Here is a 13,396-nt window from a genome sequence, read left to right on the forward strand (position 1 = left end):
AATAATTATGACTTATAAAATAAAGAGGTATTTGAAGCTTGTAGTAATAACGTTCCTGCTATATTTATTTTCATCTTGTAATCACAAAAAAAATGCACCAGTTCTCTTCCAGGTGCTGGATCATAATACAACGGGGCTTGATTTTAGTAATGTACTGAAACCTACCAAAGAGTTTAATGTTTTCAAGTACATGTATTTTTATAACGGTTCAGGCGTAGGCGCAGGCGATTTCAATAACGATGGATTGATTGATCTATTTTTTTCTGCTAACCAGGGGAATAATAAAATTTATCTTAACCAGGGAAAATTAAAATTTAAAGATGTTACTGCTGAAGCAAAAATCCCTGAAGATGGTGCCTGGTCCACGGGAGTTTCAGTGGTTGATATAAACAATGACGGACTATTGGATATCTACATTTGCCGTGTTGGTGATTATGAAACTTTGCATAGTAAGAATCAATTACTCATTTGCCAGGGGATTGATAAAAATGGCGTTCCCTTTTATAAAGACGAAGCACACGAATACGGCCTGGATTTCTCAGGCTTCAGTACCCAGGCAGTATTTTTTGACTACGATGGCGATGGTGATCTTGATATGTTTTTATTAAATCATTCTGTTCATCAAAACGGAACATTTGCTCCACGCAATAATTTTCTCGGCACGTACAATGTGCTCTCAGGCGACAGGTTGTATCGCAATGATGGTAATAATAAGTTTACAGATGTTACCAAAGAATCTGCCATCAACAGTTCGGCAATAAGCTACGGACTTGGTATCGGCGTATCGGATATCGATTTGGATGGATGGCCGGACTTATATGTCGGAAATGATTTTCATGAAAATGATTATCTCTATATCAACCAGCATAACGGAACTTTTAAAGAAGACCTTACCAACAGGATAATGCATACCAGCCAGTTCTCCATGGGAGTTGATATTGCTGATATAAATAATGATGCTTATCCGGATATTATTTCAATGGATATGCTTCCCTCCGATCGTACCATTCTAAAAAGCTCTTTGGGGGAAGATGAGTACAACACTTTCTACATGAAAATTGGCTATGGTTACAACTATCAATATACCAGGAACAATCTCCAGCTAAACAGGCGAAACGGTATGTTTAGTGAAACCGGGCTTTACTCAGGTGTGGCTGCTTCCGACTGGTCGTGGTCGCCACTTTGGATGGATTTTGATAATGACGGATTGAAGGATTTATTTATTTCGAATGGAATTCCCAAGAGGTTGAACGACATGGATTATGTCAATTATATCTCTGATGATGAAATACAGCAGAAATTGAGAGAGAATGTTACAGATGAAAAAGATCTGGGATTAATAAAAAAATTTCCGGAAATAAAATTGCCGAATAAATTTTTTAAAAACGAAGGCGATGTAAAGTTTGCGGATATCGGGGACGAGATAGGAGACAACAGGCCAACCTTTTCAAATGGCGCCATCTATGCCGACCTCGACAACGATGGCGACCTTGATGTGGTGGTAAACAATTTGGAAGATCCGGCATTGATCTATGAAAATAAAAGTAATGATGCAAAGAATAAACCTTACATCGATATTAAGCTGACAGGCTCAGCAAAAAATATAAATGCGTTAGGTGCTAAAGTAATTGTGTACGACAGTAATGAAATAAGGACGTATGAAAAGTATCCTGTGAGAGGGTTCCAGTCAAGTATGGAAATTCCAATTCATATCGGCTTGTATAAGACGAAAGTAGATTCTATTTTACTGATATGGCCTGATAATACCTATCAAACCATTGATTGGCAAAATAATATTTCCAGGCAAATTAAATTTCAATACCACGCCGGGCTTCCAAAATACGATTATTCGCGGCTAACGAATCATTGGAAAAATCCCGGGCGTGAAATGGTTGATATAACAAAAAACGTGAATCTTAATTTTAAACCGGAAGAAAATCCCTTTAATGAATTTGACAGGGAACCTTTAATTCCTTTCATGGTTTCCCGGGAGGGACCTGCACTTGCCGTTGGTGATGCTAGCGGTGACGGGCTAGACGATGTTTTTATCGGTTCCTCAAAAGGAAATAAAAGCGCTATATTTTTTCAAAGGCCCGGGGGTAAATTTGAGAAATCCGATCAGCCCGGTCTAGATAGCGACAGCACTTATGAAGATGTGGATGCTGCCTGGGTTGATGTTAATAATGACGGTACAACCGATCTTGTAATTGCATCCGGAGGCAATGAATATTATGGCAATGATAAATACCAGCAACCACGTTTGTATTTAAATGATGGACATGAGCATTTTACATTGCTCGATCATGCGTTTGATAATATTTATCTTACAGCATCCTGTGTAGTTCCTTACGATTTTAACGGTGATGGATATGCAGACTTATTTATTGGCGGCAGGGCGGTGCCATGGGAATATGGGCAGGTTCCCCAATCTTACTTATTGGAAAATGATAAACAAGGGCATTTTAAAGATGTTACAGCGCAATACAGCAGTGAGCTTTCAAAAGTTGGTTTTGTAAGAAGTGCTTTATGGTTCGATATTAATAAAGATGGTCGGAAAGATTTGATCATATCGCCTGAATGGGGAGAGGTATGTGCTTTCATAAATGAAAATGGCAGTTTCAAAAAACAATTGCTTACCGATAAAAAAGGCTGGTGGAATTTTACCTTGCCCGTGGATGTGAACGGAGATGGAAATATAGATCTTATAGCAGGAAATGAAGGATTAAATAACCGCTTAACCGCTTCGTCTACAGAGCCAGTTAGATTGTACTTTAACGATTTTGATGATAACGGCAAAAAGGAGCAGGTACTTACCTATTACCTCGACGGGCACGAAATTCCTTTTGCCAATAAAGATGAATTGCAGAAACAAATACCTGTAATAAAGAAAAGATTTTTATACGCATCTGATTTTGCCAAAGCCAGTTTAGACGAAATATTCTCCGCCGATAAATTGAAGAATGCATCGGTTTTAACTGCCGATTATTTTTCCAATTCTATTTTAATGAATAAAGGAAACCTGGCCGGTGGCAAAGCAGGTTTAAATTTTGCAACGATGCCCTTGCCCTGGCTGGCGCAGTTAAGTCCATATAAAGATGCAGTAGTAGTAAATGCTAATAATGATAGTCTGCCCGATATATTAATGGTTGGAAATTTTTATGATAACAATATCCAGATGGGAAGAAACGATGCTGACTTTGGAACGATCTTAATAAATAAAGGTAATGGGCAATTTGATTGTGAAAGTATTAATGGTTTGCAGATTAAAGGGGAAGTTCGCCACATCAAAAAAATAAATATTGGCAGGGAGGAAGCTTATATTCTTGCAAGGAACAATGACAGCGTTATGGTTATAAAATTTAAAGACGATAGCCCTTTTAAAAAACGGGATAATAAATTTTAGTGATCCATTTTGAAGTGTCGGGCTCTTCCATCCTGTTGGTTACTAAAGATTCGAAAGGTATAGCCGGAGACGACAAAGCATGGTCAGTCATAAATATTCCCATCTGCCTGATGGCCTCATTAGCTGTATATGCTCCGCCGGTAACCTGCCCTACCAAAATTTTTCCAGGGACCATTCTTTTAATAAGGTACATATGGTTTTGAGGTATTACCACATTTACCGGGATCGCCACCTGGGATTTATATATTCCGCTATCCTGCCATATATGCAACATAGGGAAATTGGTTTCCTTAGCATGATTCAATGCGATGTAGGTTTTAATTCCATTTATCAAATCATAAATTTTTTGTGTAGTGGGATATTGAGGCGATGAAAAATTGGTTGTTACCAATAGGGTATCTTTAACTAAAATTTGATCTATGTGCATGCCATAAACATTTTCGGGCTTATCAAGGAATGCTTTCATGCTCTTCATGATATTCAATAGGTTGTTATTTATCTTTTTCGATTCCCAATAAAGATGCAGCCTGTTTATCGGGTTCGCAGTTGTTTCGAGTCCATATTTCCATTCTACCTGGATGCTATCGGGATTGAGCGGTAAGAATATCATAGTTCCGCTTATGCTAAATCCATTAGCCTGCGTTTCAATTAAAATCGCGTTATATTTAATTTCAGTTATTAAATATCGGCATCCTTCATAGTTAAATATATCTTTATTAGATACACTATCATGTATTATCGTTCCCGGCCACCACTTTGGCCATTTAGTCTCATTCATCACATACCGGGACGCACTGTTCATAACACAATGGATTTTTACAACAATAGAGCTATTTACATTTTTTGGTAAAAACACATATGCATACGTTACCAACAAACCAATTAAGACTACAACTATTATTAGCCACTTTTTCATTCATCAATACATTAAGGTGGCTGCAAAGTAACTAATCGCCGTTTAAAACATTTCAAAATAATGTCAAAAGCGTTTCTGGAAAATTTTTTGTCACGGTAGCCGCTTTGTAATTTTATTAAACCAAATAACATTAATTTACACGTCTTATATTTTTATAAACTGCCTGGTATGAAAAAATTGGTTGTCCTGTTTCTGTTGCATTTCGTCTATCTTTTTTGTTTCTCCCAAAAAATTGATTCCTGGAAAATAGCTGCTGATAAAATAGATCCCAACAATTATTATGGAGAAACGGTGGCTAACGGGGTGATAGGAATTGTGTCGTCTCCCATTCCATTGCAATGTAAAGATGTGGTACTTAACGGCGCCTACGACCAATATGGCCGTGGACGAGTGAGTAATTTTTTGAAGAGTTTTAACCTGGTGAATATGTACCTCGATATTGACGGGCATCGGATTGGCGCGGGTGATGCCGCAAATATGCAACAGGTATTGGATATGAAGCATGCAAATCTTACAACAACTTTCGATTACGCCGATAAGGCAAAAGTTTCTTATACTTATTATGCATTACGAAATCTTCCTTACACAGTATTGGTTGATGTAACTATCACTGCAAAAAAAGATATCGAAATAATTCCTGCAAGTGTAATGGAAGCGCCGGATGAATTAAAAGATGTGCAGAATTATTACAACCAGATAGACAGGCCGCACGTAACACTAAGCCTGCTTTCTTCAATTGCAAAAAGCCCGACGGGCAAATTAACCCTCGCATCTTCAACTACATTTTTGTTTGATGAACCGCATGGTTCTGAGCCGCAATTAATTCACGAGATGTGGGATAATAATATGCATTTATCAAAATTTAAAAAGAATTTAAAAGCGGGAACAGTTTACCATTTTGCCATCGCCGGTGCATCTATAACCACGGCCCAGCATGACGATCCATTGAATGAAGCGGAGCGGTATGTTATTTATGCAAAGCTGCAGGGCACGCAAAAATTAATTCAATTTCATAATGCCGCATGGGATAGTTTATGGAAGAGCGATATAATTATTAATGGTGATGATGCAAGCCAGCGGGATGTGCATGCTGCTATGTATCATCTGTATTCATTTGTAAGAGAAGGAACATCTTATAGCCCGTCACCCATGGGTTTAAGCGGATTGGGTTATAACGGCCACGTATTTTGGGATGCTGAATTATGGATGTTTCCTGCAATATTGGTGCTTCATCCTGAAATGGCAAAAAGTATGGTTGAATATCGTTTTCAAAGACTGGCTGAAGCAAAGCACAATGCATTTGCCCACGGTTATAAAGGCGCCATGTATCCATGGGAAAGCGCAGCTACCGGCAACGAAGAAACGCCGGTGTGGGCATTGAGTGGCCCCTTCGAACATCATATTACCGCCGACGTTGCTATCGCCGCGTGGAATTATTTTGCCGTAACACAGGATACTTCTTGGTTAAGAGAAAAAGGCTTCCCCATAATTAAAGCATGCGCTGATTTTTGGGCAAGCCGTGTCGAAAAAAATGGTCCGGGTAAATATGATATAAAAAATGTAGTTGCCGCCGATGAATGGGCCGAGAATGTTGACAATAATGCCTTTACTAACGCTGCCGCAAAAGCGAATTTAAACTATGCAGTTATGGCTGCAAATATTTTGCATGAGCCGGTAGATAATGAATGGATAGATGTAGAAAAGAATATCCCGATTTTAAAATTGAACGACGGGGTAACGGCTGAATTTGAAGGATACCATGGGCAAAAAATTAAACAAGTGGATGTAAACCTGCTGGCCTATCCATTAAAAGAGATAACAGATCCACAACAGATAAGAAAAGATCTGACCTATTATGAAGACCGGGTAGGAGAAGGCTCTCCCGCAATGACTCATGCAATTTTTGCTTTATTATATGCAAAGTTAAACGAACCGGACAAAGCTTGGAATGCATTTAAAGAATCATTTATTCCTAATAAAAAAGAACCCTTTGGCGTTTTGGCAGAAACTGCGGGAGGTACCAATCCATATTTTGCAACAGGTGCCGGGGGATTTTTGCAAAGTGTGCTTATGGGCTTCGGCGGACTTGATATAACTCCCCGGGGAATAACTCAAATAAAAACTTCTTTGCCAAAACAATGGAAATCCTTAATTTTAACCGGTATCGGGAAAGATAAAAAAACATTTACGATAAATTGATACTGAAAAAGACAACTGCTTTATTTTTCATCACTCTGTTTTTATTCAATCTTTTTGGATACAGGTTTGTTTTTACCTATATGCAGCAGAAAGTATCAGATCAGCTGGAAGTGAAGCTGGATAAGAGTTTATACAGTGATGCGGACCTGATTGAATTAAAAGTTCCGATGAATCTTCCTTATCAAACTAACTGGTCGGCCTATCAAAGATATAACGGTGAAATTGAGATGGATGGCATCATGTACAAATATGTAAAAAGAAAAGTATCTAATGATACGCTTTACTTAATGTGCATACCGAACACTAAAAAAATGACACTTGAAACAGCCAAGAATGATTTTTTCAAGATGTCTAATGATTTAACCCAAAATAACAATTCAAAGAAGTCTGATAATTCCAAAACGATATCGTTTAAAATTCTCCAGGGCGAATATGATCAGTATTCATTCGCTTTGCATACCGTAAACCCTTATGAAAATAATATGAATTCATGGCCTGCTGTGGATTCAGAATCATTAATTTCTTCTCCACACGTTTCTCCTGAACAGCCTCCTGATCAGTTGGGAGCATAATTTCTTATTAGTTAATTAAAGTCTTCGCTTTGATAGTTACCATGGTAATGTATCAATTGTATTTATTGATTGGTCGTTCAAATTTTTTTTCTTGTATGAGGAAATTCCTTTTATTTTCTTGCAGTGTTATTATACTGTGGGGATGTAATTCAAAAAAAGACTACGTAGCTGTTTTTAATAACCCCATCCTGTTTTGCAAAACTGTTTACCAGTTAAACGGGGTGGTAATGGGAAATAATTTCAGCCCCATTGTTGCATCGAGAAATTATTTGTATGCAAGCATCGCTGCCTACGAGGTAATAGCTGCGGGCTATCCGGAAAAATATCAATCACTCGCAGGCCAGCTTAATGGGCTTAAATCAATGCCTCGCCCCGGAGAAGGCAAAAAAATAAATTTCGAATTTGCTTCCTTACTGGCCTATTGCAATTTAGGCAGCTCAGTTACTTTTCCTGAAGGAAGCATGGACGAATATGTAGATAGTCTTAAAAAGCTCGCAACCGACCATGGAATGCCTACAGATGTTTTTAATAATTCTGTTGCATTTTCTGATACCATTTCGCATGCAATTTTAAACTGGAGTAAAAAGGATAATTATGCTCAAACAAGAAGTGCAGAAAAATATTCGGTAACTGATGAGCCTGGCAGGTGGGTGCCCACACCTCCTGCTTATGCTTCAGCAATGGAGCCACACTGGAACCAGATAAGGACGCTGGTAATGGATAGTGCTACTGAGTTTGTTCCCCCGCCACCATACCCGTTTAACGTAAAGGATAGCAACAGCGACTATTACAAGCAGGTAATGCTTATAAAAAATGCGATAGAAAACCTGACGCCGGAACAAAAGCATATAGCAGATTTTTGGGACGATAATCCTTTTAAATTAAACGTGTCCGGACATGTTATGTTTGGAAGCAAAAAGTTTTCCCCTCCCGGCCACTGGATGAGCATTGTAGGGATCGCGGCTGAAAAATCCAAAGCCGACTTCCCGACTACCGTTTATGCCTATGCGAAAACCAGCATTGCTTTATTCGACGCTTTTATTCAATGTTGGGACGAAAAATATCGCCACAATACCGTGCGGCCTGAAACAGTGATTAATAAGTATTTTGATGCCGGCTGGCAACCCTATTTGCAAACTCCTCCATTTCCTGAATATACATGTGGCCACTCCACTTGCTCCTCGGCAGCAGCCGAAGTCTTAACGAGTGTTTTTGGCGACAACTTTTCTTATACCGATTCTACTGAGCTTGAATTTGGAATTAAAAACCGTAGTTATAAATCCTTCAGGGATGCTGCTGAAGAAAATAACTGGGCAAGATTTTACGGCGGAATTCATTTTCACCATTCCTGTATTGTCAGCACAGAATATGGAAAGAAAGTAGGTGAGCTGGTGGTGAATCGTTTGAAAATGAAAAAGGGATAAATAATTTATTAAACTAAAAATATTTGAAAGTTGAAGTTTTTAGCTGAAAAGAAAATTTACTACACATTGCGAATTGCTTCTGCCATGTGCTTCATAGGTCATGGTTCATTTGGAATTATTACCAAATCTATCTGGAGTAATTATTTTGGTGTATTTGGAATTTCACCTGGTACGTCCTATCACTTAATGCCAATTGTAGGGAGCATCGATGTATTAATGGGTATTATCATTCTGGTATACCCAATGCGTGCGATTATAACATGGCTGGTTATATGGGGTGCAGTCACCGCTTTGCTAAGGCCATTATCTGGTGAGCCATTTGCCGAATTTATTGAACGTTCCGGAAATTTTGGAGCTCCGCTGGCACTCATTATTCTTTCTGGTTACGCTGGCGACACGTTAAAAAAAATGCTGTCCCCGGTAAAACCGGCTGCTCTTGTTGATACGAAATTATTAAGGGCGGTAACCACTTGCCTACGGTTTGTGGTGTGTTTTCTTTTTGTTGGGCACGGATGGCTTAATATAATAGACAAAAAAGATTTGGTTGACCTGTACATGAGGTTGGGCTTTGTTAATCCTGTTAAAACAGCGGGGTTTATTGGCATATTCGAAATTGTTGCCGGGCTTTGGGTTTTGATCCGTCCGATCCGCTCATTTGTATTGTTACTGTTTGTATGGAAAATAATAAGCGAGCTTTTTTATCCGCACTATGAAATATTTGAATGGATAGAGCGTGGAGGAAGCTATGGCGCAATCCTGGCACTTTGGTTCGCTTTAGGCATTCCATCATCCGTTGCAAAAAAGGATTTAGTGGGCAAATCAGGTTCCCGTTGGCTCAATTATAACCGGGCAAGAATAAATTTTTCATTACCTGTTTATAAAATGCTATTTAAATGAAAAAACTACTGTTTATATGTATTATTATTTCTTCCTGTAACAATAGCAGCAGTAATAAAATTGATCCCAAGCATATTGAAAGTTTAGCATTAGATTTTATGAAAGCAAGTGTTATTCCTCAAATGAAAGACCCGAAACCTTATGAAATAGTGGGAGCAAAAGTGGTGACGAAAACTGTGGCGGATAACATCAACGACTACAGGTTTACGTATGAGCATTTATCACTGAGCCATGAAGATTCGGTTTTTAACAAGAAATGCCTCGACTCAGTAATTGAAATTTCGAAGCATCCGGATTCAATTGTAAGCATTACCGTAGACATTGGATACAAAACCAGGTACAAACGCGGGGATATTGTAACAGATAGTATCAAATTAGGGTACAATTCCGAAAAGGATAAGGTAACCTTTTGGCCTTTTTAAAATATTATTTCACCAATGTAAAACGCAAAAAAGCAAAATCAATTCTTAAAAATAAAGTATGAAAAGAAACCCGGTTTTTAGTTCAATGTTGTTGTTTACAGTAGTCTTTGTAATACTGTTCTCCTCCTGTACCCAGAAAAAAAATGACTACGTAAAGATTATGCATAATCCTTTTTTATATAACGATGTGGTGCATAAGCTGAATTATGTGATCATATACGATATTTTTTCTCCCCCTGTCGCAGCCAGAGTTTTTGCGTATTCCAATCTTGCGGCGTATGAAGTACTAGCAAATAATAAAGACCATCTTTCTTCTTTAGAAGGAAAAGTAAAAGGATTGAATAATGTCCCGCGTCCTGCCGCAAATGCCAAAATTGATTATCCTTTTGCTTCTATAGTTGCTTTAATTAAAGTAGGAAATGCTCTTACCTTTTCAAGCGATACCATGAAGCTTCTTGCTGATTCAGTAAAATCGCTTGCTAAAGATGCCGGCATGCCCGATGACTTATTTGACGGTTCAGTGCAATTCGGTAACCAGGTTGCAGATTCAATTCTTTCCTGGAGCAAAAAAGATAACTATGCTCAAACTCGTGGATCACGTTTTACGATATCCAACCTGGAGGGCCACTGGACTCCAACACCTCCCGGATATTTCAGCGCCGTTGAACCTAAATGGCCCACGCTTAGATGTATGGTTATGGATTCGGCAAATATGTTTCCACCGCCACCGCCAGTTCCTTTTAGTAAAGATTCTGCCAGTGAATTTTATAAAATGGCTAAAGAGGTGATGGTAACTGGCAATACGCTTGATTCAACCAAAAAATGGATTGCCAATTTTTGGGATTGCAACAGTTTTAAATTACATGTGGAAGGCCATGCAATGTTTGCAACAAAAGCAATGACGCCTGGCGGGCATTGGATGGAAGTGGTTGGTACTATTTGCAGAAATAATAACGCAGACTTTTATAAAACTGCAGCTGCTTATACCGGCGCAAGTATTGGTATTTACGATGCATTTATTTGTTGTTGGTTTACAAAATATAAATTTGATGTTCTTCGTCCGGAAACGTATATAAATAAATATATTAACCAGGACTGGATGCCCTATCTGCAAACCCCCCCATTTCCTGAGTATAACAGTGCCCACTCTACCATTTCAGCGGCAGCAGCTACAGTACTGGGGTCTATGTTTAAAAATACTGCTTTCAGAGATTCTTCGGAACGGGAATGGGGATGGCCAGATCGTAGTTTTAAAACATCAGATGAGGCAGCAGTTGAAGTTTCTTACAGCAGGTTTTACGGAGGTATACATTACAAACCATCTGTGTTGACAGCTTATGTGCAAGGCAAACAAATTGGCAATCTGGTGATGAGCAAATTAAACGCTAAGGAAGCAAAGAGTTTAAAATAAAATCGTAGATCCAAATTGATTGAAACCAAATTTTAAAAATAATTATCAATCCAAAAAAAACTTTTTATGAAACAATTATCAATTTTATTAAGCGTTTTTTTTATCTTATGTATTTCAAATAATGTTAGGGCGCAAGGCTGCGTTGCCATACGCAGTACAGGAGGTATATGTACTATGGATCATGGTTCGGAAACTGATACTCTTTCCAAATGGGAATTCAATGCCAACAACCGTTATTTCAAATCGTTTCGGCACTTTGTAGGCACGAAAGAACAAAAGCAAAGAGTAGCGCTGGGTACCGAAGTTATTAATCACGCTTATACCCTGGATCTTACACCAACCTATCACCTCAATAAATGGTGGTCTTTCTCAATAGATGTGCCTGTTATAGCCAACTCACGGTCATCCTTATACGAACATGATGGAAAGCACCGGTTTACTACCCATGCATTTGGCCTGGGGGATGTTCGTCTTACTGCATACAGGTGGGTTCTTGATCCTGCAAAAATGCCCAAAGGAAATATCCAATTTGGATTGGGCATTAAATTGCCAACAGGTGATTATAAATACCAGGACATTTTCCATAAAAATGATTCAACCCTTGTGCTTGGACCGGTAGATCAATCCATTCAGTTAGGTGATGGTGGCACCGGATTTAGTACCGAGTTGAATGCCTATTATAATTTCTCTAAAAGCTTTAGCGTGTACAGTAATTTATATTACCTCGTGAGCCCGCGTGAGCAAAATGGTACACTTACTTCAAGAGGAGGCACTCCTTCCGCTGCAAGCATTAAAAACGGAAGTTTTGTTATGAGTGTTCCGGATCAGTATATGATAAGAGCCGGAGCCAATTTTACAGCGAAGGATTTTATTTTCTCTCTGGGCTTTCGAGACGAATGCCTGCCTGTTCATGATTTAATAGGAGGCAGTAAAGGTTTCAGAAGGCCGGGATATATACTTTCTGCAGAACCTGGAGTAACCTACACTTTCAAAAAGATAAGTGTTTATGCATTTGTGCCCGTTGCTTTCGAGCGCAATCGTACTCAAAGTGTAGCCGATAAAATTCAAACTCAGCTAACCGGCACTTACACCCAGGGAGATGCAGCATTTGCAGATTATACAATTAATGTTGGCTTTACAACAAGATTTTAATTAAGAAATTAAGATGTAAAACCTATTAATTATAAAATTTATCAAAACAAATGCAATGAATCAAAATATTATTTATAAAATAAAACAAATCGGCTTACTTGCTTTTTCAGTTTTTATTTTTAGTCAGATGCAGGCTCAAACAGATGCTGATGCTATTATGATGAATAAAAATCAATTATGCAGCGGGCCTGCGTATGGTTATTCTACATGGGATCATTACTGGGAGGGAACATTACACCGAATAAATCGAAACATAGGCACTGTAACTACGCAATCGGTCATGTATATGGCTGTTTATGGCATCACAGGAAAACTAAACGTAATGGCCAGCGCGCCTTATGTTTGGACCCATGCATCTGCAGGAACATTACATAGCTCCAGGGGGCTACAGGATATAGCTGTTTTTGTAAAATGGAAACCTGTTGCTTATTCATTCGCAAAAAATAAATTATCTGTTTTTGCATTAGGTGGTTTTTCCACACCGCTTACCAATTACGAAATTGATTACCTGCCTTTAACCATTGGCCTTGGTTCTACAAATCTTACAGGAAAGGCAATGGTAGATTTTCAGCATAAAAGATTTACAATTACTGCATCCGGGGCGTATGTATGGAGAAGTAATGTAAAAATTGACAGAACAACTTATTACGATACCCGGCAACATCTTACCAATGAGGTGGAAATGCCCAATGCAGCTCAATTTCAGTTTAGGAGCGGGTATCGGGGTAGATACTTAATAGCAGAAGGGGTTGTAACCAACTGGACAACCCTGAGTGGCTTTGATATAACCCGTAATAATATGCCTTTTCCAAGTAACCGGATGAATATGACCACAGTCGGCGCAGCTATTAAATATACTTTGAAACAAGATACGCACTTATCAGTAATGGCAGGAGGCAACTATACCGTTACAGGAAGGAATGTAGGGCAGGCCGGCGCTTTTAACATCGGGGCTTTTTATGCTTTTTATGTAAAAAACAACGGAAACAAAAAATAATAT

10 protein-coding genes are annotated in these 13,396 nt (G+C 38.6%); 9 read left to right on the forward strand and 1 reads right to left on the reverse strand.

Annotation, left to right across the window (positions count from 1 at the left end):
* The first annotated feature begins 7 nt into the window (after nucleotides 1–7).
* Nucleotides 8–3,403: a VCBS repeat-containing protein gene (locus FW778_RS15625; RefSeq protein ID WP_150415735.1), complete on the forward strand. Its 3,396-nt coding sequence runs from the start codon at nucleotides 8–10 to the stop codon at nucleotides 3,401–3,403.
* Here FW778_RS15625 and FW778_RS15630 read toward each other — a convergent pair.
* Nucleotides 3,378–4,319, reverse strand: coding sequence for a hypothetical protein (locus tag FW778_RS15630; protein WP_150415736.1), 942 nt, complete (start codon nucleotides 4,317–4,319; stop codon nucleotides 3,378–3,380). The two genes, FW778_RS15625 and FW778_RS15630, sit on opposite strands and share 26 nt — an antisense overlap.
* 168 nt (nucleotides 4,320–4,487) lie before the next feature.
* Between FW778_RS15630 and FW778_RS15635 the strand changes: the two genes are divergently transcribed.
* The 8 genes from FW778_RS15635 to FW778_RS15670 all read left to right on the forward strand — a co-directional run bounded on the left by FW778_RS15635 (nucleotide 4,488) and on the right by FW778_RS15670 (nucleotide 13,393).
* Entirely contained in the window at nucleotides 4,488–6,518 is a 2,031-nt protein-coding gene (locus tag FW778_RS15635; protein ID WP_150415737.1) for a glycoside hydrolase family 65 protein, read from the forward strand.
* Nucleotides 6,515–7,090, forward strand: coding sequence for a hypothetical protein (locus FW778_RS15640; protein WP_150415738.1), 576 nt, complete (start codon nucleotides 6,515–6,517; stop codon nucleotides 7,088–7,090). The genes FW778_RS15635 and FW778_RS15640 overlap by 4 nt, the downstream gene beginning before the upstream one ends.
* Before the next feature lie 95 nt (nucleotides 7,091–7,185).
* Complete coding sequence (locus tag FW778_RS15645; RefSeq protein ID WP_150415739.1) at nucleotides 7,186–8,514, forward strand: vanadium-dependent haloperoxidase; 1,329 nt, start codon at nucleotides 7,186–7,188, stop codon at nucleotides 8,512–8,514.
* 30 nt (nucleotides 8,515–8,544) lie between these two features.
* Nucleotides 8,545–9,411, forward strand: coding sequence for a hypothetical protein (locus FW778_RS15650; RefSeq protein ID WP_150415740.1), 867 nt, complete (start codon nucleotides 8,545–8,547; stop codon nucleotides 9,409–9,411).
* Nucleotides 9,408–9,833 carry a hypothetical protein gene (locus tag FW778_RS15655; protein ID WP_150415741.1) on the forward strand — a complete coding sequence of 142 codons (426 nt, stop codon included), beginning with the start codon at nucleotides 9,408–9,410 and terminating at the stop codon, nucleotides 9,831–9,833. Before FW778_RS15650 ends, FW778_RS15655 begins: the two co-directional genes overlap by 4 nt.
* A 58-nt stretch (nucleotides 9,834–9,891) precedes the next feature.
* Nucleotides 9,892–11,244: a vanadium-dependent haloperoxidase gene (locus tag FW778_RS15660; RefSeq protein ID WP_235906287.1), complete on the forward strand. Its 1,353-nt coding sequence runs from the start codon at nucleotides 9,892–9,894 to the stop codon at nucleotides 11,242–11,244.
* A 66-nt stretch (nucleotides 11,245–11,310) separates the two neighbouring features.
* Nucleotides 11,311–12,396 (forward strand): hypothetical protein, encoded by a 1,086-nt coding sequence (locus tag FW778_RS15665; protein ID WP_150415742.1) that lies wholly within the window; start codon nucleotides 11,311–11,313, stop codon nucleotides 12,394–12,396.
* Nucleotides 12,397–12,451: 55 nt separating this feature from the next.
* On the forward strand, nucleotides 12,452–13,393 hold the full coding sequence (locus FW778_RS15670; protein WP_202552284.1) for a transporter: 942 nt from the start codon (nucleotides 12,452–12,454) through the stop codon (nucleotides 13,391–13,393).
* Nucleotides 13,394–13,396: the final 3 nt, after the last annotated feature.

This window comes from Ginsengibacter hankyongi, assembly GCF_008710285.1.
Classification (GTDB): domain Bacteria; phylum Bacteroidota; class Bacteroidia; order Chitinophagales; family Chitinophagaceae; genus Ginsengibacter; species Ginsengibacter hankyongi.